General features: G+C 72.3%; 21 protein-coding genes. 4 read left to right on the top strand and 17 right to left on the bottom strand.

From position 1 onward, the window contains the following. Together FHS87_RS02170 and pnp are read right to left on the bottom strand one after the other, a co-directional pair. On the bottom strand, nt 1-1,401 hold the full coding sequence (locus tag FHS87_RS02170) for an NAD(P)H-dependent flavin oxidoreductase (RefSeq protein WP_184513436.1): 1,401 nt from the start codon (nt 1,399-1,401) through the stop codon (nt 1-3). Between the two features lie 147 nt (nt 1,402-1,548). Beyond that, on the bottom strand, nt 1,549-3,780 hold the full coding sequence (gene pnp / locus FHS87_RS02165) for a polyribonucleotide nucleotidyltransferase (RefSeq protein WP_184513427.1): 2,232 nt from the start codon (nt 3,778-3,780) through the stop codon (nt 1,549-1,551). 513 nt (nt 3,781-4,293) lie between these two features. Between pnp and FHS87_RS02160 the strand changes: the two genes are divergently transcribed. Both FHS87_RS02160 and FHS87_RS24145 read left to right on the top strand, forming a co-directional pair. Beyond that, complete coding sequence (locus FHS87_RS02160) at nt 4,294-4,500, top strand: cold-shock protein (RefSeq protein WP_184513425.1); 207 nt, start codon at nt 4,294-4,296, stop codon at nt 4,498-4,500. 232 nt (nt 4,501-4,732) lie between these two features. Continuing rightward, a complete protein-coding gene (locus FHS87_RS24145) occupies nt 4,733-4,855 on the top strand; it encodes a hypothetical protein (protein WP_281394247.1) in 123 nt (40 codons plus the stop codon). 42 nt (nt 4,856-4,897) lie between these two features. Here the strand turns inward: FHS87_RS24145 and FHS87_RS02155 are convergent, their stop codons facing one another. Continuing rightward, complete coding sequence (locus tag FHS87_RS02155; RefSeq protein ID WP_184513423.1) at nt 4,898-5,470, bottom strand: YbhB/YbcL family Raf kinase inhibitor-like protein; 573 nt, start codon at nt 5,468-5,470, stop codon at nt 4,898-4,900. Between the two features lie 92 nt (nt 5,471-5,562). Here FHS87_RS02155 and FHS87_RS02150 point away from each other — a divergent pair, with 92 nt between their 5' ends. Continuing rightward, a complete protein-coding gene (locus tag FHS87_RS02150) occupies nt 5,563-6,441 on the top strand; it encodes an aldose 1-epimerase family protein (RefSeq protein WP_184513421.1) in 879 nt (292 codons plus the stop codon). Between the two features lie 168 nt (nt 6,442-6,609). Here FHS87_RS02150 and FHS87_RS02145 read toward each other — a convergent pair whose 3' ends face one another. The 11 genes from FHS87_RS02145 to FHS87_RS02095 form a co-directional block, all read right to left on the bottom strand. Further along, nucleotides 6,610-6,990, bottom strand: coding sequence for an H-NS histone family protein (locus FHS87_RS02145; protein ID WP_184513419.1), 381 nt, complete (start codon nt 6,988-6,990; stop codon nt 6,610-6,612). A 183-nt stretch (nt 6,991-7,173) separates the two neighbouring features. Next, complete coding sequence (locus FHS87_RS02140) at nt 7,174-8,034, bottom strand: DUF2272 domain-containing protein (RefSeq protein WP_184513409.1); 861 nt, start codon at nt 8,032-8,034, stop codon at nt 7,174-7,176. Nucleotides 8,035-8,039: 5 nt separating this feature from the next. Then, on the bottom strand, nt 8,040-9,905 hold the full coding sequence (locus tag FHS87_RS02135; RefSeq protein ID WP_184513407.1) for a hypothetical protein: 1,866 nt from the start codon (nt 9,903-9,905) through the stop codon (nt 8,040-8,042). Nucleotides 9,906-10,010: 105 nt separating this feature from the next. After that, nucleotides 10,011-10,982, bottom strand: coding sequence for a Bug family tripartite tricarboxylate transporter substrate binding protein (locus FHS87_RS02130; RefSeq protein ID WP_184513405.1), 972 nt, complete (start codon nt 10,980-10,982; stop codon nt 10,011-10,013). Nucleotides 10,983-11,085: 103 nt separating this feature from the next. After that, on the bottom strand, nt 11,086-11,961 hold the full coding sequence (locus FHS87_RS24140) for an SH3 domain-containing protein (protein ID WP_281394244.1): 876 nt from the start codon (nt 11,959-11,961) through the stop codon (nt 11,086-11,088). 52 nt (nt 11,962-12,013) lie between these two features. Next, entirely contained in the window at nt 12,014-12,385 is a 372-nt protein-coding gene (locus FHS87_RS02120) for a DsrE/DsrF/DrsH-like family protein (protein ID WP_312861849.1), read from the bottom strand. Then, the gene (locus tag FHS87_RS02115; protein WP_184513403.1) at nt 12,382-13,176 is read right to left on the bottom strand and encodes a HesA/MoeB/ThiF family protein; all 795 of its coding nucleotides are present in this window, start codon (nt 13,174-13,176) and stop codon (nt 12,382-12,384) included. The genes FHS87_RS02120 and FHS87_RS02115 overlap by 4 nt, the downstream gene beginning before the upstream one ends. A gap of 41 nt (nt 13,177-13,217) precedes the next feature. Beyond that, nucleotides 13,218-13,673 carry a dUTP diphosphatase gene (dut, locus tag FHS87_RS02110; RefSeq protein ID WP_184513401.1) on the bottom strand — a complete coding sequence of 152 codons (456 nt, stop codon included), beginning with the start codon at nt 13,671-13,673 and terminating at the stop codon, nt 13,218-13,220. Next, nucleotides 13,670-15,121 (bottom strand): bifunctional phosphopantothenoylcysteine decarboxylase/phosphopantothenate synthase, encoded by a 1,452-nt coding sequence (locus FHS87_RS02105; RefSeq protein WP_221299469.1) that lies wholly within the window; start codon nt 15,119-15,121, stop codon nt 13,670-13,672. The genes dut and FHS87_RS02105 overlap by 4 nt, the downstream gene beginning before the upstream one ends. Further along, complete coding sequence (locus FHS87_RS02100) at nt 15,109-15,852, bottom strand: class I SAM-dependent methyltransferase (protein WP_184513397.1); 744 nt, start codon at nt 15,850-15,852, stop codon at nt 15,109-15,111. Before FHS87_RS02100 ends, FHS87_RS02105 begins: the two co-directional genes overlap by 13 nt. Before the next feature lie 43 nt (nt 15,853-15,895). Continuing rightward, nucleotides 15,896-17,608: a gamma-glutamyltransferase family protein gene (locus FHS87_RS02095; RefSeq protein ID WP_184513395.1), complete on the bottom strand. Its 1,713-nt coding sequence runs from the start codon at nt 17,606-17,608 to the stop codon at nt 15,896-15,898. A gap of 55 nt (nt 17,609-17,663) precedes the next feature. Here FHS87_RS02095 and mutM point away from each other — a divergent pair, with 55 nt between their 5' ends. Further along, complete coding sequence (mutM, locus tag FHS87_RS02090) at nt 17,664-18,557, top strand: bifunctional DNA-formamidopyrimidine glycosylase/DNA-(apurinic or apyrimidinic site) lyase (RefSeq protein WP_184513393.1); 894 nt, start codon at nt 17,664-17,666, stop codon at nt 18,555-18,557. A 25-nt stretch (nt 18,558-18,582) separates the two neighbouring features. On the opposite strand, the gene FHS87_RS02085 is transcribed toward mutM, so the two are convergent. The 3 genes from FHS87_RS02085 to gyrB all read right to left on the bottom strand — a co-directional run bounded on the left by FHS87_RS02085 (nt 18,583) and on the right by gyrB (nt 22,463). Then, complete coding sequence (locus FHS87_RS02085; RefSeq protein ID WP_184513391.1) at nt 18,583-19,155, bottom strand: histidine phosphatase family protein; 573 nt, start codon at nt 19,153-19,155, stop codon at nt 18,583-18,585. Nucleotides 19,156-19,249: 94 nt separating this feature from the next. Next, nucleotides 19,250-19,876 (bottom strand): glutathione S-transferase family protein, encoded by a 627-nt coding sequence (locus FHS87_RS02080; protein ID WP_184513389.1) that lies wholly within the window; start codon nt 19,874-19,876, stop codon nt 19,250-19,252. 130 nt (nt 19,877-20,006) lie between these two features. Further along, a complete protein-coding gene (gene gyrB, locus FHS87_RS02075; RefSeq protein WP_184513964.1) occupies nt 20,007-22,463 on the bottom strand; it encodes a DNA topoisomerase (ATP-hydrolyzing) subunit B in 2,457 nt (818 codons plus the stop codon). Nucleotides 22,464-22,587 lie beyond the last annotated feature (124 nt).

The raw sequence follows: 22,587 nt of genomic DNA, 5'->3' as shown, positions 1-22,587 counted from the left end.
CTAGCGCCCCGTCATGATCCGCCCGACCAGCTCCTTCACCGTCGGGATGAAGCCGTTCGAGTAGAACGGGTCCTGCCCGAAGCGGAAGGCGTTGTGGCCGGCGAACATGAGGTTCCGCTCGGGATCCCCACCGTGGCCGATGTCCTGCAGCGTCTTCTGGATGCAGAAGCTGCGGGGATCGGCCTTCTTGCCGTTGGAATGGTCGTCCGTGTGCTGCGCCCAGTTGGAGAAGCGGCACTGGGAGAGGCAGCCCATGCAGGCCACCTGGTCGGCCAGGATCTCGCGGCTCGCCTCCGGCGTCTCGAAGATCAGCGTCTCGTCGGGCGTGCGGAGCGCCTCGGTGAAGCCCTGGGCCTCCCAGCTCATCACCCGCTCCAGGTCACCCGGCACGAGGTAGACGGGGCGCTTGCGGGGGCCGACGCCGTAGGTGGCGGAGTGCTCGCCGATCGGCTCGGCCGTGTAGGCCACCTGGCGCTGGCTGCGCGCCTCCAGCTCCCGCAGGAAGTCGTTCCGCACCGCGCTGCTGTAGAAGCCGGTAGGGGAGAAATTCTGGAGGGAGACGTCGCCGGGCTTGAGCGTCAGCAGGCGCTGCTTCCAGGCATCCGGGATCGGGCTCTCGCGCGTCACCAGCGGGCGGGTGCCGAACTGGAAGGCGATGGGGCCGAGCTCGGGATTGTCGATCCAGTCCTCCCACTCCTCCAGCCACCAGACGCCGCCGGCCATGATGATCGGTACCTCGCCCAGGCCGAACTCGCGCATCTGCTGGCGCAGCTTCAGCACACGGGCATAGGGGGCCTCCGGCTTGCGGGGGTCCTCGGAGTTGGACAGGCCGTTATGGCCGCCGGCCAGCCAGGGGTCCTCGTAGACCACGCCGCCCAGCCACTCGGAAGCCTTGGAATAGGCGCGCTTCCACAGCGCCGAGAAGGCGCGGGAGGAGGAGACGATAGGGTAGATGTGGATGCGGTATTCCCGCGCGATATCGGCCAGGCGATAGGGCATGCCGGCGCCGCAGGTGATGCCGTGGATCAGGCCGCGGGCCCCCTCCAGCATCCCGCGCGCCACGCGCTCCGCCCCGCCCATCTCCCAGAGGATGTTGGCGTGGATGCGCCCCTGGCCGTTGGAGCGCTCATAGGCCTCGCGCGCCTGGGCGATGCCGCCGGCGATGCCATAGGCCACCAACTCCTCGTGCCGCTCGCGCCGGGTCTTGCCCCGGTATTCCTGGGGGATGATGCGCCCCTCGGCGTCGTAGCTGTCGGCGTTCACGGCCGAGAAGGTGCCGACCCCGCCTTCGGCGGCCCATTGGCCGCAGGATGCGCCGTTGGAGGCGGAAACGCCCTTTCCGCCCTCAACGAGGGGGAGGACGTCGGCACCGCCCATGCGGATGGTGTTGATCGCCTTCAAGGCCGTCTTCTTTCCTGGATACCGGAGCAGCGGGTGAGCCGCCTCGCGGCCCGCATATGGGCCGGGTCCGGGGAATAGAACAGTCCCCGGTCCCGGCGCCACGTTCTTTTCACGGAGCCGCGATCACGCGGCTCCGCGCGTCGGACCTCAGTAGTTGTCGCGGCGGGGGCGATCCCCACGGTCACGCCGGGGACGGTCGCCCCCACGGTCACCGCGGTCGGAGCGCTCGCCGCCCTCCTCGCCCTCGGCGCGGGGGCGCTTGGCGCCGACCTGGTCGGTGATGTCGGCGCCGGTCTGCTGGTCCACCACGCGCATGGACAGCTTCACCTTGCCGCGGTCGTCGAAGCCGATGACCTTCACCTTCACCTTGTCGCCGACGGAGACGACGTCGCCCGTGCGGGCCACGCGATCCTGGCCGAGCTCGGAGATGTGGACCAGCCCGTCCTTGGCGCCGAGGAAGTTCACGAAGGCGCCGAAGTCGGCCACCTTCACCACCGTGCCGTTGTAGATCCCGCCCACCTCGGCCTCGGCCGTGATGCCGCGGATGCGGTCGATCGCGGCCTGGGTGGCTTCCTGGCTGGAGGACGCGATCTTGATCGTGCCGTCATCCTCGATGTCGATCTTCGTGCCGGTCTGCTCGACGATCTCGCGGATCACCTTGCCGCCGGTGCCGATCACTTCGCGGATCTTGTCCTTCGGCACGTTGATGACCGTGATGCGCGGCGCGGTGGCCGCCACCTCGTTGCGGGAGCCCGAGAGCCCCTTGGACATCTCGCCCAGGATGTGCAGGCGGCCGTCCTTCGCCTGGTCGAGCGCGATCCGCATGATCTCGAAGGTGATCGAGGTGATCTTGATGTCCATCTGCAGGGCGGTGATGCCCTGCTCGGAACCGGCCACCTTGAAGTCCATGTCGCCGAGATGGTCCTCGTCGCCCAGGATGTCGGAGAGCACGGCGAAGCCGCGATCCTCCTTGATCAGGCCCATGGCGATGCCGGCGCAGGGGCGCTTCAGCGGAACGCCCGCATCCATCAGGGAGAGCGAGGTGCCGCAGACGGTCGCCATGGAGGAGGAGCCGTTGGACTCCGTGATCTCCGACACGACGCGGATCGTGTAGGGGAACTTCTCCTTCTCCGGCAGCAGCGGGTGCACGGCGCGCCAGGCGAGCTTGCCGTGCCCGACCTCGCGGCGGCCCGGGGAGCCCATGCGGCCCGTCTCGCCCACGGAGTAGGGCGGGAAGTTGTAGTGCAGCATGAAGTCCTCGCGGTACTCGCCCGCGAGGGCGTCGATGATCTGCTCGTCCTGGCCCGTGCCAAGGGTGGCCACGCAGAAGGCCTGCGTCTCGCCGCGGGTGAAGAGGGAGGAACCGTGGGCGCGCGGCAGGATGCCGACCTCGGCCACGATCGGGCGGACGGTCTTCGTGTCGCGGCCGTCGATGCGGATGCCGGTGTCGAGGATCGTGTTGCGGACGACGTCGGCCTCGAGATCCTTCATCAGGCCCTTGGCGGCGGCGGGGTCGGTGCCCTCGGCCGTCAGCTGCTCGGCGATCCGCTTCTTGACCTCGCCCACCTTGGCGTAGCGGGCCTGCTTCACCGTCTCCTTATAGGCCTCCGCCATGTCGGCGCGGCCGATCTCGGAGATGCGGGCCTTCAGGGCGCGCTCGGCCTCGCTCGCCTCGGTCAGCGCCCAGGGCTCCTTGGCGGCACGCTCGGCCAGCTCGATGATGCCCTGGATGACGGGCTGGAACGCCTTGTGGCCGAACTCCACGGCGCCGAGCATTACCGCCTCGGACAGCTCCTTGGCCTCGGACTCCACCATCAGCACGCCCTCGGCCGTGCCGGCGACGACGAGGTCGAGCTCGCTCGTCTTGATCTGCTCGATGGTGGGGTTGAGGACGTACTCGCCGGCGGCGTAGCCGACGCGGGCGGCGGCGATCGGGCCGAAGAAGGGAATGCCCGAGATCGTCAGGGCGGCGGAGCAGCCGACCAGCGCCACGATGTCAGGGCTGTTCTCCATGTCGTGCGAGAGCACGGTCGCGATGACCTGGACCTCGTTCCGGAAGCCCTCGGGGAAGAGGGGGCGGATCGGGCGGTCGATCAGGCGGGAAATGAGGGTCTCGGCCTCGGAGGGACGCCCCTCGCGCTTGAAGAAGCCGCCCGGGATCTTGCCGGCGGCGAAGGCCTTCTCCTGGTAGTTCACCGTCAGGGGGAAGAAGTCCTGGCCCGGCTTCACGGAGCGGGCGCCGACCACGGTGCAGAGGACGATCGTGTCGCCCAGGCGCGCCAGCACGGCGCCGTCGGCCTGGCGGGCGATCTTGCCGGTCTCGAGGGTCAGCTTCTTGCCGCCCCAGTCGATGTCCTTGCGGTAGTAGTTGTCGAACATGCGTACGTCCTGTCGGCCCCGTCTGGCCGGATTGCCGGCGGGGCGGTGATGCGACACGGGCGGGATGAAGGGTCTCTGCGCCTGCCCTGCCCGTGGAGGTCATCTCCCTGCGGGGTCCGGGATGCCCGGCGTCTCGGGCGGCATGGGCTCCGCCCGCTGGGGCGGGGCGGTCCGGCGCGCGTTCCCGCGCGGCGGATTCCATGTGGCCGGAAACGCCGCGCCGCGGCCGTTCCTGTCAGCCCACCGCATGCGCGGAAGGCGGGCGGAATCCACATGATCCCACCCAGCGGGCGGCTATATGACCTCTCCTGTCCCGGAAGGCCAGGGAAAACGCGCGGATGGGCGGCGCGGGTTGCAATCCGTCCATCCGGTCCCCACTTTGATCTGGCCAGTGCTGGCCCAGTCCGTCCGCCGATCCGACCAGGGACGCCGGGCCGCCAGTTGCCGGTTTCTCGCCCGGGCTTGTGCCCCGTGCCCCGGCCCGGGCAACCTCTACCGAAAGATACGCGATCGATGGCTACCGGAACCGTCAAGTGGTTCAACGCAACCAAGGGCTACGGCTTCATCCAGCCGGATGATGGCTCCAAGGATGTGTTCGTCCACATCTCGGACGTGACCCGCGCAGGCCTCCGCGGCCTGAACGAGGGCGACAAGGTTTCCTTCGAGGTCCAGAAGGACCCGAAGGGCAAGATGTCCGCCGCCAACCTGCAGATGGGCTGAGCGGCCGGGCGGACCTCCGCCCCGGACAAGAAACGGGCGGGTGCTGCGGCCGAAGGCCTGCGGCACCCGTTCCGCATGGGCCCTGCTGCGTGACGGGCAGGTGCCCCGACAGAAATCGTCACGATCACAACACGAATTGGCTTGCCGCCGCCCCATTGGGGGAGGAAGCTCTGCCTGTTCGGCATCGCCCGTGCGACGTGACCGCGCCGCGGGGCCAACGAAAGAAGAAACGATGCAGACCATCATGAATACCCGGCCAGCCCCGCGCCTGCCGGTTCTCGCTCCCCGCCCCGTGCCGGCCGGCACGCTGAGCGAGGCCGAGATCCGCCAGATCGTGCAGGAGATCCTGGGCTAGGCCATTCCGAGCCGGCGGGCCCTCAGCCCTCCGGCAAGAGTTTCAGGGGCGCGCGCAGGTGCCGATCAGGCATCCCTTCGCGAGAGCGCCCTCCCGGAACACCCGGCGCAGGGCGCTCCGGCCCTGCCAGCCCGCCAGCGAGGCGGGAGGCTGGCGCAGCGCGAAGAGTTGAAACGCGTAGCGATGGGGCCCGTGACCGGGCGGCGGATCTGGCGGGAGCCAGCCCTTCCGGAAGTAAGAGTTCCGACCCATTCCCAGCCCCGGCAATCCGGGCTCCCCAGGCCTGGGGAGGTCACCGGCCGCGAGCCCGCCATCCCCGGGCGGGAGCGCGGTGACGACGGCGTGGATGAGGGGACGCGGCGTCGGGCTGTCGGCATCCTCCACCACCAGGACGAGCGATGCCGTCCCCCGCGGCACACCGCGCCAGGCCAGCGGTGGGGAGAGTCCCGGCCCGTCGGCCGTGTAGAGGGCCGGGAGCCGGCCACCCGCTGTGAAGGCCGGGCTGGTCACCTCGATCACGGCCGGCACATTCACCTCGGCGAAGAGAAGCGCGTTGATCCCGGGCCGCAGCCCGGACATTGCGCGCCCGAGAGCAGCGGGAAGAACTTGCAGCATCGAACCTCCGCGAGGTGGGGGAACACCTTCTGGAGGGACGCGCGGCGCCGCGCCGGGTTGCGGGTCCGAGGCGACCGGCGCATCCAGGAGGCATGACCGATCTCCACCGCTTCGGTGACGAGGCCCTCTCTGCCATCATCTCGGCCGACGGAGCGGAGTTGCGCTCGCTGCGCGACCCGGGAGGGCAGGAATGGCTCTGGCAAGCCGGGCCGGAGTGGCCGCGCCACGCCCCGGTCCTGTTCCCTATCGTCGGGCGCCTGCCGAATGACAGGTTACGGTATCGTGGCAAGGCCCACCGCCTCACCCAGCATGGCTTCGCGCGGGACAGCCGGTTCGACTGGGTCGGCCGTGATACGGATGGTTGCCGCCTGCGCCTCGCGGACAGCGCCGCGACGAGGGAGACCTTTCCCTTCTCCTTCGTCCTCGACATGGAGTGGCGGGTGGGGGGTGGAGCGCTCGCCTGCACCGCAACGGTCACGAATCCGGGGAAGGCGCCCCTGCCCTTCTCGATCGGGGCCCATCCGGCCTTTGCCTGGCCGCTACCAGGCGCGGCCTCACGCGAGGGGCACAGCCTCCTCTTCCCCGGACTTGATCAGGAAGTGCTCGCGGCCCGTCGCCTGACGGATGGGCTGGTGGATGCCCGGGAGGATATCCCCCTGAAGGACGGCACTCTTCCCGTGCAGGACAGCCTTTTCGAGCGCGACGCGATTGTCCTGCCCGGCTTTCCCGGACGCCGGATCCGTTTCTCATCCGGCAACGCCGCATTGGAAATGGAATGGGAAGGCTATGGTGATCTCGGCCTATGGTCGAAACCCGGCGCCGGCTTTCTCTGCCTGGAGCCGTGGTGCGGCACCGCCGCGCCGCTTGGCTGGGATGATGAATTCTCAGCCAAGCCGGGCATCACGCAATTAGAGGCGGGCCAGTCGGCAAGCTTCCGCTGGTCGGTCCGACTTCTACCCGCTGGCGATTGACGCCAGCACAGGCCGTAGCCGCTTCAGGACATCAAACCGGCCGAACAGTTCGTGCATGCCCCACCTACCACGACGGTAGTGGTCCGGTGGGCATTCACCGAGTACGCTTCCGGGACAGTATTACCTTTTCAGCGAAAACTTCCCGGAAGCGATCCGTCCCACCCTGCCTCAGATACGGAATTCGTCGCGCTTGTGGCCCTGCGCTTCCTGGGCAGAGAGCCACTTCGGCATGCGACCGCGCCCACTCCAGGTTTCGCCATTCGGCCCACGAAAACGCGCCGCGACGGTGCCACCGGCATCCCGCCGGGTGCGGCGGGACGGCGTTGCGCTCGGCGGGGTGATGCCGGCCGGAAGCAGGGCCTCCAGTTCCAGGCCGAGCTGAGCGGCCTTGTTCCGAAATTCCTCGATCAGCGCGGTCCGGGCTTCGTCCTGCTTTTGCGACCGCTTCGCCTCAGCGGCCTCGATCAACGCGGTCAGTTCCTGCGCCGTCATGGAATCCAGGTCGAAAGCGGCCTTGCGCTTCTGGGAGGATTCGTGTGCCTCGGGCATGTCGGCTAATCCCTGATATAACGTCTTGAGGGTCGGAACGCCCGGCATGCTGGCCGGGCGAATCATTCATCCCCGGCGGAATATCGCTTTCTCCTGCGCATTGTCGAGAGCGCGCCCCGGAGATTGAGAGAGTAGCGTTCCAGGCTTTGCCGTATTTTCCGTGCAAACCCGAATTAAACCTTACTATTCCGCTCTGCGGTTCACTTCCCCCAATCGCAAGGCGATCGCCGGCTCTCGACGAAATGGCGGCAATGCACCCAGGCGATTTTCCATGACCGCGAAGATCACCGGCTCCCCCGCGGCGCGCGGGAGCAGGCGCCCGGCGAGGTCGGTCGGATACATCGTCAGAGTCACCGCATCGGCCACATTCCCGCCGATCGCCTGGACCATCCCCGCCTCGGCATGAAGCACGATGTCGCAGTGCATGGGGCGGAACCGTCCGGCTTCGGGCACGCGCTCGCGCCAGGAGGGGAGCGGCCGGGATGACCGGTCGGCGCAGACGAGGTCGCCCGGCTCCGGCGCCCGCCCGAAGGGGTCATGCGGCAGGAAGGGCGCCTGGGCCGGGAAGTCGCGCGCGTCGCGCAGCATGGCGTCGAGATAGAAGGCGTGGGAGGCGGAAGCGTGGAACTCCCGCTCGTCCACCCCTGCCGCGCGCATGACGTAGGACACGAAGGCCGCGGACCAGGCGGGCTCGGACCACACATCGGCCCCGGCAGCGCCGGCCAGGCGCGCGGACCACAGGGCGCGGTTGCGGCGGATGGCGGCGGCCGCCTCTGCCTCGGGCACCGCTCGCCAGTAGGCGAGAACCCGGGGAAAGGCCTCCGTCCCGCCCTCCGCGCCGGGGAGGAGACGCGGGAGGCTCGGGCCGGCGACGAGGCCGCCCCACTCCCTCCATTCCGCCTCGGCGATCCTCAGGATCCTGGCCCGGACCGAGGGCGGATAGGCGACCGGCGCTTCCAGCCTCTCGGCCGGCGGCGCGGCGCAGGCGGAGAGAGCCAGGGCGGTCAGCAGCGCCCGGAGAGGCGACAGGGCGCGCCGCTTCATGCCCCTCAAGCCGCGACGTCACCCGCGGAGAAGGCCACCTCATCGGGCGAGAGCACCCCGAGGAGCAGGGCGGCAGTGCTGGCGGCGTCGGGCTCGCCCACCCCGCCGGGCAGCACGTCGAGCCGGTCCTCCTGCGAGCGCAGCCGGCCGGCGAGGCCCTGGAGGCAGGCATCCCTCGCCACCACCGCCCGCGCCAGCACCTCCGCCTCCAACGCGACGCGGCCCGTGCCGGCCAGGACCTCCACCGCGCGCAGCCCGCGAAGCAGGGCGGCGAGCGCCCGCGTCGGGACGGGCTGCGCCCCCTCCAGCCCGAGAAGGGAAGGACCGGCGGGGTCCAGCGCCAGGACGGCGCGCCCCAGCGCCTCCGCCACCCAGGGCTCGGGAATGAGCGAGGCGCCGCGAGCGAGGGCGAGCATCGCCGACCCGTGCTCCGCCAGCCCCGTCCCGATCACGCCGTCCGCGGAGGCGGCCGCGGTGATCTGGCCGAGAACCTGGCGCAGGCGCCGGCGGTCCCGCGGGGATCCGCCGGCCCGCCAGACGGCATCGAGCGCGACGGCGACCGGCGCCAGCTCGGAGATGGGAAGCACCTCCCCCTCCTCGTCCGGCAGGGCCGCGAGCTGGCGCTCCAGCACCTCGCGCAGGCGGGCCAGCCGCTCCCGCGGAAAGGGTTGCGCGAAGCCGGGGGCGTTCAGCAGCACGGAGGCCATGGCAGCCAGCGGGGCGCCCGGCCCGGTCTGGCCGGGATCGCGGCCGGCCAGGGCTTCGGGCGCGCGGAGAAGGCGCAGCGCCGCCTCCGGCGTGCCGGGCACCACGCCGCGCGCGAGCAGCCGGTCCTCGCGCAGCGTCGCCGTCCCGCTACGCGGCAGGTCCGGCAGGGTGTGGCGCAGCACGAGCCAGTGGGGCACGCCCCCCCGGGACTGGAGCCGCAGATTGAACACCGCCTCACCGGCGCGCGGGCGGATATGGAGGGCCAGCGCCTCATCCTCCGGTCCCGCGCTCCAGAGATGAAGGGAGTCGGTGGGGCCGGTGGAGAGCACCTCCTCCTCGGCGAATGGCCCGGCCGGGCGACGGGACTGGGTGCCGCTGCGCCCGACCGACAGATAGGCCGGGGGCGCGGCGCCCTCGGACAGCGCGTCCAGCGCCGTCGTCAGGCGCAGGTCGGTCAGCCCCGCCCTCGGCCCCGCTCGCAGGGTCACGGTCAGGCGCAGGACGGGGTCGGCGGCCGTGGCGCGGTACTCGTAGCGGATCGTGCCGGCCGCGATGCGAAGCCCCGGGACGGGCCGGAGCACGAGGGTACTCTCGTGCCACATCAGCACTCCCGCCCCCTCGGGCTGCACGCCCTGGGCGGTGACCGCCTCCTCGATGTCGAGGGTGCGGGCGCGCAGCGAGAGGTGGCCGATCAGCCCGGGCAGGCCGCCCTGGAGGCGGAGCCGGATCATGTTGCCGGTGTGCAGCACGTCCCGCGCCCGGCTGTCGCCCCGCATCCGCTGGCGCAGGACGCCATGGGCGAGATCCCCCGTGAACTCGTGCCAGGGCGTCACCACCCGCAGGTCACGTGGGTCGGCGCGCAGGATCTCAGCGCGCGGCGGGGCGGGCGGAGGCACGCCGCGCGAGGGCGCTCCCCCTTCCTCCACCATGGCCGTCACGAAGGACAGCACGGCGTCGGCCATGGCGGGGTCGGCGGCGCGCACGGCCGGGATCGCCATCAGCTCGGCGGCCAGCGCGTTGTCGCGGGTGAGGAGCGGCGCCCCCGCGGCACTGTGATTCGCGAGCCCGGTGAGGGGCTGGCCATCCAGGCTCACCTGTCGCAGCAGGCGGCGCAGGGAGGCGAGGAGGCGGTCGCGCTCCTGGAAGTGGAGCAGGTCAGGCATGAGATGACGGGCTCGGCAGGGACTGTGTGGCGGCGGCCCATACTAGACCGGATCGCGGCCCCGTGAAATCGAGCACACGCGGCACGATCATGCTCCGGCCCCGATTCAATCGGTCAGGCGCACCCCCGTGGCCCTCGCGATCTCGCCCCAGCGCGCGCTCTCGGCCGAGATGAAGGCGGCCATGGCCGAGGGGTCGCGCGCCTCGACGGAGAAGCCGGCGGCCGTCACGCCCCGGCGCACGGCCTCGTCCCGCTGCGCCTCGGCGAGGGCGGCGGCGATGCGCGCCACCGCCGCATCCGGCGTCGCCCGCGGCGCGAAGAGGGCGTTCCAGACGGGAAGGACGAAGCCGGGCAGGCCCGCCTCGTCGAAGCTCGGCACCGCCGGGAGGAGCGGGTCCCGCGCCGGGCCGGTGACCGCGAGGGGGATCACCTTCCCTTCCCGGATGAGCGGCAGGGCGGAGCCGATCGCGGCCACCATCGCGTCCAGCCGGCCGGAGGCGATCTCGATCAGTGCCTGGGGCGCCCCGCGGTAGGGAACGTGCTGGGCCTTCAGCCCGGCCGTCGCCGAGAGCCCGGCCATGAGGAGATGGCTGGCCGAGCCGGCGCCGACGCTGCCGTAGTTCACATCCCGCTCCCGCGCCGCCGCGAGGAAGCCGGCGAGGTCCGTGGCGAGGCCGGGGCGGACCACCAGCACCTGCATGGAGATGCCGAGGAAGCCGATGGGCCGGAAATTGGCGTCGGGGTCGAAGGGCAGGCGGTCGGTCAGGTGGCGGTTGATGGAGATCGGGCCGTTGCCCGCCACGAAGAGGGTGTTGCCGTCCGGCACCGCGCGGGCGACGCCCTCGGCCGCCAGGATGCCGCCGCCGCCGACGCGGTTATCCACCACCACCGGCTGCCCGAGCGTCGCCGAGAGGGAGGCGCCGTAGAGACGTGCCAGCGTGTCGGGCGTGGTGCCGGCGGGGAAGCCGACGACGAGGCGCAGCGGCGCCCCCTGCCCCCTCGCGCTCCCGGCCATCAGGCCCAGCGCCGCGGACAGGGCCAGGACCGGCCGGCGGCCGAACCGGTGCGAACGTGTCATGACCTCTCCCCCGCGCCGGCCCCTGGCCGGATCGCCGGGAGGGATAGAGCGCGGGCTGCGCGGGCGGCAAGACGGCCGCGGGGAGAAACGAGCCTCACGCGGGCTATTTCACCTCCTCCTCGGGCATGGCGCCGAAGAACTCCGTCCGCCGCATCCAGCCGCGGTGCTCGCCGACCTGAACCTCGCACCAGACCTGCCCGGCCTCGCAGAGGCGGATGCGGCCGAGCACGCCGGGCTTGAGCCGCGCGACGACATTCGCGCCGTCCTCCGCGCGGCGGCGCAGCACCCGCTCCTCCCCGGTGACGACGAAGGTTCGGCGCCCCGTGAGGTTGGACTGGTGAACCCAGCCCTCCGTGCCCTCCATGTCCCGGATCCGGCGCCAGAGCTCGAACTCGCGCACGATCTGCACGGGCAGCTCGCGCCGCTGATAGGTCCACTCGATCGGATAGCGGGTGCCCGGGCCGGTGCGCATGTTCACCTCCTCGGCCCGCAGCGCGGCGAAGCGCGGCAGGGGCAGGCTGGTGACCGAGCCCACCGTGGGCTGCGGCTCCGGCGGCGCGGGCGCGGGCTGGGGGGCCGGTGCGGCGGCCCCCGCGGCCGCGCCCGCCGCGGCACCCGCTGCAGCACCGGCCGCCGCCCGCCGGCGGTTGGGCTGGGCTGGCTGCGAACCGGCCCCGCGTGGCTGGGCGCCCTGCGCCGGTTCGGCCCGGCGCTCGCTCGGCCGGGCGGGCTGGGCCGAGGGGCGGGCCGGCGCCGGGGCACCCGCCTCCCGGGGCAGCGTGGGGCGCGGCGCGGGCGGAGCCGCCGGCCGGCGCGGCGCGGCAGCACCTGGCTGTGCGGCGGAAGACGGCGCGGCGGGCTGCTGGGGGGCGGCCGCCCCCCCGCGCGGGACCGGCGGCGGCAGGCTTCCGGCGGCCTGTGCCCAGGCCTGGGCGGAGGGCGCGAGCAGGAGGGGCAGCATGGCGAGAAGGCGTTTCATCAGGCCCCGATCACGCGCAAACCGGCCCCCTTTGGTCAAGACTTCGTGTGGCCTAAAGCGACAGCATCTGGCCGCCGCCGACGGCCTCCAGGAAGGTGACGACCCCCGCCACCTGCACCTCCCCGATGAGATCGGGCGGCTCGATCCCCTCCGCGCGCATCCCGGCCTCGCAGGCGATGAGCCGGATGCCGAGATCCGTCGCCGCCTCCAGCAGCGCGGCGATGCCGGCGACGCCGCGCTCGGCGAGCCGCCCTTCGCGCGGATCCCCCAGCAGCACGCCGTCGCGCCGGAACAGGGCGAGGCCCGCATTGGTAGCAAAGAGGGTGACGGGGCGGCCGATCGCCGCCGCCGCCGTGGCGAGGACGAGGGCGTAGTGCGCCGGCTCGTGCCCCGCCCCGCGCATGAGGATGCCGAGGGGGGTCACGCCCCCTCCCCGCCCCCGCAGAGCGCGCAGGCCGGGTCCCGCCGGAGGCGGATGGTGCGGAAGCGGCTGTCCAGCGCGTCCCAGAGCAGGAGCCGGCCGGACATGGAATCGCCGATGCCGAGGATCTCCTTCAGCACCTCCGTCGCCTGCAACGTGCCCATCACGCCCGTGACGGCGCCGAGCACCCCCGCCTCCCCGCAGGAGGGGACGAGGCCGGGCGGCGGCGGCTCCGGGTGGAGGCAGCGGTGGCAGGGATGCGGGGCGCCGAGATGCGACTTGAAGGTGGAGAGCTGCCCCTCGAAGCGCAGCACCGCCGCCGAGACGAGCGGGCGCGCGAGATGGTGGCAGAGATCGCCGAGGAGGAAGCGCGTGGGGAAGTTGTCCGTGCCGTCGCAGACGAGGTCGTAGCGGGGGACCAGGTCGCGCGCCGCCGCCTCGTCCAGCCGACGGAGATGGGGCTCCACCGTCACCAGCGGGTTCAGGGCGCGCAGCGCGGCCGCCATGCTCTCGACCTTCGGCTGGCCGACGCGGTCCGTGCGATGGGCGATCTGCCGCTGGAGGTTGGAGAGTTCCAGCGTGTCGTGGTCCACCAGCCCGATCGTGCCCACCCCTGCCGCGGCGAGGTAGAGGGCGAGAGGCGAGCCGAGGCCGCCCGCGCCCACCACCAGCACCCGCGCCTGCCGCAGCCGCGCCTGGCCGATGGCGCCGACCTCGCCGAGGAGGATGTGACGGGAGTAGCGGTGAAGCTCGTCCTCGGTGAAGTCGAGGTCGGGGGGTGCGGGGCCGTCCATGGGGGTGATGTCGGCCGTCGGGCGCCGCGGGGCAAGCGCTCTCAGCGCGTGCCCGTGCTGCCGAAGCCGCCGGCCCCGCGCGCCGTTTCCGGCAGCTCCGCCACCTCCTCGAAATCGCCATGCGTCACCGGGGCCAGCACGGCCTGGGCGATGCGCATGCCGCGCTCCACCGTGAAGGGCTCCGTGCCGGCATTGAGGAGGATGACCTGAACCTCCCCGCGGTAGTCCTCGTCGATCGTGCCGGGGGAGTTAGGCAGGACGATCCCGTGCTTCAGCGCGAGGCCGGAGCGCGGGCGGATCTGCCACTCATGCCCGGGCGGCAGGGCCACGCGCAGGCCGGTGGGCACGAGGGCGCGGCCGCCAGGCGGGATAGCGAGCGGGGCCTCCACCGCCGCCAGCAGGTCCATCGCCGCCGCGCCCTCAGTCGCGTAGGACGGGAGCGGCAGGTCGGCGGCATGGGGCAGGCGCAGCACCCGGATGGTCGCGCGGCGGCTCATGCCAGCGCCTCGGCCACGCGGTCCGCAAGACGGGCGGCGACTTCCACCTTCGGCAGGCGCGGCCAGTCCTCCACCCCGTTGGCGGTGACGAGGTGGACGGTGTTCTCCGCCCCGCCCATCGCGTCCCCGGACACGTCGTTCGCCACGATCCAGTCGCAGCCCTTGCGGGCGAGCTTCGCGCGGGCGTGCTCGATCACGCGCTCCGTCTCGGCCGCGAAGCCGATGACGAGGCGCGGGCGGCGGGGATGGCGGGAGAGGGTGGCGAGGATGTCCGGGTTCGGCACGAGCGCCAGCGGCGGCGCGGCGTCGTCGGCCGGCTTCTTCATCTTCTGCGGCGCGGGGTCGGCGGGGCGCCAGTCCGCGACGGCGGCGGCGAAGACCGCCGCATCGGCGGGCAGCGCGGCCTCGCAGGCGGCGAGCATCTCCCGCGCCGTCTCCACGCGCATCACCGTCACCCCATCGGGGTCGGGGACCGTCACGGGGCCGGAGACGAGGGTGACGCGGGCACCCAGCGCCGCGAGGGCGGCGGCGATGGAGTGGCCCTGCTTTCCGGAGGACCGGTTGGCGAGGTAGCGCACGGGGTCCAGCGGCTCATGCGTCGGGCCGGAGGTGACGAGGACGTGGCGGCCCGAGAGGGGCAGGGCACCGGGCGCCGTGCCGCGCAGCGCGTGCGGCGCGGGGCCCGCGGTCGCGGCCTGGGAGGCGGAGAAGGTCGAGGGCGCGGCTTCGGAGGGGTCGGCTTGATGGTCGGCGGCGTGGGGATGGCCGTCGCTGAAGCTGGAAGGGCTGCCGCCACCGCGGCGCGCCGGGGCCGGGGCCGGGCGGCCCTCCTGCGCGGCGATGGCCGCGTCCAGCGCATCCTCCAGCGCGAAGTCCGGCGCCCCGTGCTCGGGGTCCGACAGGATGGCGGTGATGGCGGCGAGGATGTTGGCCGGCTCGGCGAGGCGGCCCGTGCCGCTCTCCGCCTCGGCCATCGGCCCGTCCTCGGGGCCGACGAAGGTTACGCCGCGCGCCATGAGGGTGGCGACATTCGCCCCCGTCGCCGGGTGGGACCACATGCTCGGATTCATCGCGGGCGCGACGAGGACGGGGCCGCCCCAGGCCAGCAGGGCGGCGCCGGCCAGGTCGTCCGCCATGCCCGCCGCCATGCGCGCGAGGCGGTCGGCCGAGGCGGGGGCGACCACGACGAGGTCGGTTTCGCGCGCGAGGCGGATATGGCCGCGCTCGGCCTCCTCCTCCAGCGACCAGAGGCTCTCCGCGAGGGGCCGGTTGGTGACTGCCTGGAGCGCGTGGGGCGTGACGAAGCGTGCCCCGCCCGCGGTCAGCAGGCCGGTGACGGCCGCGCCCGCCTTGCCCAGCAGGCGCGCGAGCTCCAGCGCCTTATAGGCCGCGACGGAGCCCGAGACGATGAGGAGGACGCGCTTGCCGGAAAGGGTCACAGCCGCCAGCCCGAATGGATGGCGACGATGCCGCCGGAGAGGTTGCGATGCGTCACCCGCTCCAGCCCCGCCGCGCGGAACATGCCGGAGAGCGCTTCCTGATCGGGCATCATGCGGATGCTCTCGGCGAGGTAGCGGTAGGATTCGGAATCCCGGGCCACCCGCGCACCGATCGCGGGCAGGGCCTTGAAGCTCCAGGCGTTGTAGAGCGGATCGAACGCGGCGACCTGCAGGCGGGAGAACTCCAGCACCAAGAGCTTCCCGCCGGGCCGCAGCACGCGGCGGGCCTCGCGCAGCACGGCGTCCTTGTCCGTGCAGTTCCGCAGCCCGAAGGCCATGGAGACGCGCTCCACGGAGCGGTCAGGGAAGGGCAGCCGCTCCGCATCGCAGCAGACGAAGTCGAGCCCAGCGGCCAAGCCCCGGCCGAGCGCCCTGCCCTGCCCCACAGCGAGCATGGCGTGGTTGATATCGGCCAGGATCACCCGCCCGGCCCCGCGCTCCTTCGCCAGGAAGCCGATGTCGCCCGTGCCGGCGGCGAGGTCGAGCAGCGTGTCGCGCGGGCCGGCTCCGATCGCGTTGACGAAGATGCGCTTCCAGACCCGGTGCAGGCCGAGCGACATCAGGTCGTTCATCACGTCGTATTTCGGCGCCACGCTGTCGAAGACCTGCCGCACCATCCCCGCCTTCTCGGCGCGGGGGACGGGGGTGAAGCCGAAGTCGATCGTGTCGTTCTGGGGCATGGGCGGGAAGATAGGCCCGGGGGCGCGCCGCGTCACGCCGGGGCTAGTCACCCAGCGCGGCGCCATCCCGGCGGGGATCGGCCGCGCCCTCCCAGCCGCCGGGGACGCGGCGGATGATCTGCAGTCCGGTGTTCATCTCCGCCACCACGGGCCTGTGGCCCATGGCGCGCAGGGGCTCCACCAGGGCCGCGGCGGGGGTGCCAGCCTCCAGCTCCTCCGCCCCGTTCTGGGCACCGATGCGCGGCCGGGCCGTGGCGCGGCGGGCGTCGGCGCCCCAGGCCAGCACCTCCACCACCGCCACCGCGACGGAATCGACGATGCGCGCCCCGCCTCCCGCGCCCACCACCAGCTCCGGCGCCCCGTCCGCCCCGAGGACGATGGTGGGGGCCATGGTGGTCACGGGGCGCTTGCCACCCTCCAAGCGGTTGAAGGCGGGAGCCTCTGGCGGGCCGGGATCGGCGGCGAAGTTGGTGAGCCCGTTGTTCAGCGCGATGCCGGCGGCCAGCCGCTCGGCGCCGAAGTTGAGGTTGTTGGTGGTGGTGAAGGCGATCGCGTTGCCCGCCCCGTCCACGACCGAAACATGGGAGGTGCCGGCCAGCGCCAGCGGGTCCGAGGCGGCGGGCAGGGCGCCGTGGCGCTCCATCGGGTTGCCGGCGGCCACCGTCTCCATGGCCTGCCCCGGCCGCACCGCCCCGGCACGGCTCGCGAGATAGCTCGGGGAGACGAGGGGACCGGTGGGCACGGGCACGCGGTCCGGGTCGCCCAGCCAGCGGCGCCGGTCCGCGAGGGCGAGGCGGCTGGCCTCAAGGATAAGGTGTGCCGCCTCGGGCGAATCCGGGGCGAGCCGGGCGATGCCCAGCCGGTCCATGAGGCCGAGCTGCTGCTGCACGGCGATCCCGCCCGAGGAGGGCGGGGAGGCGGAGCAGACCTGGCGGCCGAAGGCGTTGCTGCAGACGGGCTCGCGGCGCTTCGCCTGATAGGCGGCGAGGTCGCCGGCCGCCATCCATCCCGGGACCGGCTCGCGCGAGACGGAATCCAGCACCGCGCGGGAGAGCGGGCCGGTGTAGAGGGCGTCCGGCCCCTCCGCAGCCAGCAGGCGCAGGGCCTCGGCCTGGGCGGGATTGCGGATGAGCGTGCCGGGCGGAAGCGGCTGCCCCTCCGCGCCGAAGAAGATCGCGCGGATCTCCGGGTCGCGCACCAGCTCCGCCGAGCGGGCGAGAAGGGCGCGGTGCAGGCCGGGCGGCAGGGGAAATCCCCTCTCCGCCGCGCGGATCGCGGGGGCCAGGAGGTCGCGCCAGGGCAGGCGCCCGTGATCGGCATGGACGAGGGCGAGCATCCGCAGGCTCCCCGGCACCCCCGCGGAACGGCCGGAGCGCGCGACCGTCGCGGCGCCCACCCGCGTGCCGTCCGGGGCCTCGATCAGGCGGGAGGTGGCGGCGGCGGGGGCGGAGGCGATGCCCTCGTAGCCGTCCAGCCGCCGCGCCCCGGCGCTCCAGTGCAGGAGGAGCGCGCCGCCCAGCAGGCCGGTCGCGTGCGGCTCGACCACGGAGAGCACGGCCTGGGCCGCCACCGCGGCATCGGCCGCCGTTCCGCCCGCGCGCAGCATGTCCAGCCCTGCCCCGGCAGCCAGGGGATGGGCGGCCGCGACCATCTGGCGCGCGGCGCGGGTGGGCGCTTCCGCGGCCAGGGCACCCGGCACCGGGGCGCCGAGCGGGGCGGCGAGCAGCAACGCGGCGACCAGATGGCTGGGGCGCATGGCGTTCCTCCGTCGGGCGTGGACGAAACTATGCGCGCGGCACCATATCCAGGCCATGCCTGAATTGCCCGAGGTGGAAACCGTGATGCGCGGCCTCTCCGCCGTGCTCACCGGCCAGACGATCGCCCGCGCCGAGACCCGCCGCGCCGGCCTGCGCTGGCCCTTCCCCGAGATGCTGGCCGAGCGCCTGTCAGGCCGCCGCGTGGAGGGGTTCCGGCGGCGCGGGAAATACATGCTGATGCGGCTCTCCGGCGGGGAGTCGGCGCTGATCCATCTCGGCATGTCCGGCCGCATGGTGGCCCGCCCGCCCGGTGAGGGGCCGGTGCCGCGGATTGCGCCGCAGGGCGCCTTCTCCGACGCGCGCGGAGGAGGCGACGGGCTGGCGCACGAGCACCTGATGCTCGAAACCGGGCATGGCTGGCGCGTGGGCTTCCAGGACCCCCGCCGCTTCGGCTGCGTGGACCTCATGCCGACAGAGGGAGAGGACCGCCACAAGCTGCTGGCCGGCATGGGGCCGGAGCCGCTGGAGGAGGGCTTCACCCCCGCCACCCTGTCGAGGTCCCTCGCCGGGAAGAACACGCCGATCAAGGCGGCGCTGCTGGACCAGGGCGTCGTCGCGGGGCTGGGCAACATCTACGTCGCCGAGGCGCTGTTCCGCGCCGGCATCTCGCCCCGCCGCCTCGCGGGCACCGTGCCCGGGGCGCGGGCGGCGCGGCTGGTGCCGGCGATCAAGTCCGTGCTGACGGAGGCGATCGAGGCCGGGGGCTCCTCCCTGCGCGACTACGTCCGCAGCGACGGGGAGATCGGGCGCTTCCAGGAGCGCTTCGAGGTCTATGACCGGCTCGGCCAGCCCTGCCCGCGCTGCCCCGGCCCGCCCGCCTGCCCCGGGGTGCAGCGCATCGTCCAGGCCGGGCGCAGCAGCTTCTTCTGCCCCCGCACTCAACGGTGACCGGGGGCGCCGGATAAGGCGTCGGTCAGGCGCCCAGCTCGGCCGGGGTGAAGTGCCAGCCCCGGTCGCCCCCGGGCGGCTCCACCAGGAGCGGCAGGGCGTTGGGCGTGCGGATATTCGCCTCCAGCCCGGCCGCCTGACGGAAGGCGCGCCAGAGGGCGCCATGCGCCACCACCAGCACGGGGCCGGGGCTCGCTGTCGCGCGGTTGATGGCGCGCACGGCGCGGGCGCGGAGATCGGCGAAGGGCTCGGCGCCCTCGGGCGTGGTGGTGCCGTCGATCCAGTCTTGGAACCAGGCGGACATCTCCTGGCCTTCCTGCACGCCGAAGGCGCACTCGACGAGTTCGGGGTCCAGCGTCACGGGCAGCTCCAGCCGCGCGGCCACGATCTCGGCCGTGACGCGGGCGCGGGTGAGCGTGCTGGCGTGGATGGAGCGGATCCCCTTCCCCACCAGCGCCTCCGCCGCCCGCCCGGCCTGGGCGAGGCCGACGCTGTTGAGCGGGATGTCCACCTGCCCCTGGGAGAGCATGCGGGCGTTCCAGTCGGTCTCGCCATGGCGGAGAAACCAGAAGGAGACGGGATTCGGTTCGTTCGTCATCGGCCATCGCACGGGGACGGGCGATGCCGCGCCCTCCCGTGCCCTTCGCTCTTCGGATATGTCCTGCCACGCGGGCCGGGGGCCCGCGGCTGCGTCAGGCCGAGAGGCCTTCCTGCTCCAGCGCGCGCTTCACCGCCGGCCGCTCCAGCATCGCCTTGAGATGCGCGTCGAGCTTCGGCGGCAGCGGGCCGCCCACGCGCTTCGCCTGCCAGTACTCGACGAAGAAGAGCGCGGCATCGGCAATCGAGAAGCCCTGCGGCAGCAGCCAGGTGTCCCCGCGCCAGATCTTCTCGACCACGCCGAAGAACTTGTCCGCATTGGCGCGGGCCTGCTCGATGACGGCGGGATGGTCCTCCTCCCGCAGGGAGAAGACGTTCGGCCGGAACTGGCGAGTGAAGGCGTGCGGGTGGATCGTGCCGGTGACGTAGTCCACCGCCTCCAGGGCGCGGGCCTGGCCGAGGGCGTCGCGCGGTACCAGCCCCGCCTCGGGATTGGCTATGGCGAGAAAGGCCGCGATCGCCGGAAACTCCGTGAGCGCCGGGCCGCCATCCCCGGTGTCGAGGGCAGGCACCTTCGACTTCGGATTCACGGCCGTGTACTCAGCCCCGTGCTGCGCCCCCTCCTTCAGCGCCACGAGCGAGAGCTCGTAGGGCTTGCCGATCTCCTCGAGCAGGATGTGGATGCCGAGCGAGCAGGCGCCGGGGGAGTAGTAGAGCTTCATGGGGCTTCCTCAGCCGTGCGGAACGGATGGAGAGGAAGGTGACCGGATTTGCCGGCGCGTTGAAGGCCCCCGGGCCGGAAAATGCACCGGGCGGGCGGCGGCTTCCCTGCCGTCCCCGCCCGGCACGGTCCTACACGTCGAGATTCGCCACCTTCAGCGCATTGCCGACGATGAAGTCCCGGCGCGGCTCGACCACATCTCCCATCAGCGTCGAGAAGACGCGGCCGGCATCGTCGGCGTCCTCCACGGCCACGCGCAGCAGGGTGCGCGCCTCCGGGTCCAGCGTGGTCTTCCAGAGCTGCTCGGGGTTCATCTCGCCCAGCCCCTTGAAGCGCTGGACGGTGAGGCCCTTGCGGCCCTGGGCCAGGATGCGGTCGAGCGCCGCCATGGGGCCGCGCACTTCCTGCCTCTGCGCGTCGAACTGCAGCACGGCGGGGCCGGCGAAATCGGCGGCGAGGCGGTCCCGACGCTCCTCGAGCCAGCGCGACTCCGCGGAGCGGAGGGCGATGAGATCCAGATGGTGGCTCTCGGTGACGCCACGAACCTGGCGGAACACCCTCAGCCCATCCTCGTCCAGCACCGCCTTCCAGCTCCGCTCGGTCGGCGGAGCGAGCTCGTTCAGGCGGGCCGCGAGGCGCGGGGCCGCCTCGGGATGCGGCTCCGCGCCCAGCACCCCGGCGACGGCGGCCTGCTCCACGATCTCCGCCGGCACGTTGCTCGCGAGGCGGCGAATGCGGCGGGAGATGTTGCGGAGCTCGTCCACCACGGCGCGCAGCTCTTCCCCGGCAATCTCCCGGCCGTCGGCGAAGAGCATGCGGGCGCCGCTCAGCGCCTTCTCCAGCAGGAACTCCTCCAGGGCGCGGTCGTCCTTGAGGTAGCGCTCCTCATTGCCGCGCTTGGCGCGGTAGAGCGGCGGCTGGGCGATGTAGAGATAGCCGCGCTCGATCAACTCCGGCATCTGCCGGAAGAAGAAGGTGAGCAGCAGCGTGCGGATGTGCGAGCCGTCCACATCCGCGTCCGTCATGATGACGATGCGGTGGTAGCGCAGCTTGTCCGGATCGAAGAACGGCATGTTCGGCCGGTCCGGGTCGCGCGTGCCGATGCCGGCGCCGAGCGCGGTGATGAGCGTGCCCACCTCGGCGGAGGAGAGCATCTTGTCCATCCGCGCGCGCTCGACATTCAGGATCTTGCCCTTCAGCGGCAGGATCGCCTGGTTCGCGCGGTTGCGTCCCTGCTTGGCGGAGCCGCCTGCGGAGTCACCCTCGACGAGGAAGAGCTCGGACTTCGCGGGGTCCTTCTCCTGGCAGTCGGCGAGCTTGCCGGGGAGCGTGGAGATGTCGAGCGCGTTCTTGCGCCCCACCTTCTCGCGCGCCGCCTGGGCCGCCTTCCGCGCCACGGCCGAGAGCACGACCTGGTCGAGGACGAGCTTGGCCTCCTTCGGATGCGTCTCGAACCAGTGGGAGAGCGCATCGGCCACCGCCGTGTGCACCACCGGCTGCACCTCGGAGGAGACGAGCTTGTCCTTCGTCTGGCTGCTGAACTTCGGGTCCGGCACCTTCACGGAAAGGATGCAGGAGAGGCCCTCGCGCATGTCCTCGCCGGACAGCTCGACCTTCTCCTTCTTCGCCAGATCGGCGGCGTACTTCGTCACCACGCGGGTCAGCGCCTGGCGGAAGCCGGCCTGGTGCGTGCCGCCGTCGCGCTGCGGGATGTTGTTGGTGAAGCAGAGGGTGCGCTCGCGCGGCGAGCGGTTCCACCACATCGCCATCTCCACCTTGATGCCGTTCACCTCCTTCGAGGCGAAGGACACGGGCGGCTTGAAGAGCGGGTCCTCCGCGGCGTCCATCCACTCGACGAAAGCGACGAGCCCGCCCTCGAAGTGGAAATGCGCTTCCTGCACCGGGGTGTGGCGCTCATCGCGCAATCCGATCTTCAGGCCGGAATTCAGGAAGGCCAGCTCGCGCAGGCGCTTCTCCAGCACGGCAAACTCGAACTCGGTCTTGGTGAAGGTCCCGGCGGAGGGCTTGAAGGTCACCTCCGTGCCCGCGGGATGATCGCTGGCGCCCACGACCTCCAGCGGCTTCACCGTCTCGCCGTGCTCGAAGCGGATGAGGTGCTCCTTGCCCCCGCGCCAGATGCGAACCTGCATCCATTCGGAGAGCGCGTTCACCACCGCGGCGCCGACGCCGTGGAGGCCGCCGGAGACCTTGTAGGAGTTCTGGTTGAACTTGCCGCCGGCATGCAGGCGCGTCAGCACCACCTCGGCGGCGGAGACGCCTTCCTCGGCATGGATGTCGGTCGGAATGCCGCGGCCGTTATCCGTGACGGTGACGCTGCCATCGCCGTTCAGCACCACGACGCAGGTGTCGGCAAAGCCGGCCTGGGCCTCGTCCACCGCATTGTCGATGATCTCGAAGGCCATGTGGTGCAGGCCCGAGCCGTCATCGGTGTCGCCGATATACATGCCGGGGCGCTTGCGAACGGCCTCGAGGCCGCGCAGCACGGTGATGGAGGCGCTGTCATAGGCACCATCGGCGCCGGCAGCGGCGACCTCGGCGTCATGGGCGGCGCGGGCAGCTTCGGACATGCGGATCAGGAACCTCTCGGGCCGCGCCAGCGGGCGCGCGGCCATGCGGAATCGTCAGGCTGCAATATAAGGATTCCGCGCGCGCGAAGCCATGGTTGGGACGCCGAAATAGTGGATCTGCAAG

Origin of the sequence: Muricoccus pecuniae (assembly GCF_014199205.1) — a bacterium.
GTDB lineage: Bacteria > Pseudomonadota > Alphaproteobacteria > Acetobacterales > Acetobacteraceae > Roseomonas > Roseomonas pecuniae.
This window is presented reverse-complemented; position numbering and strand designations above follow the sequence as displayed.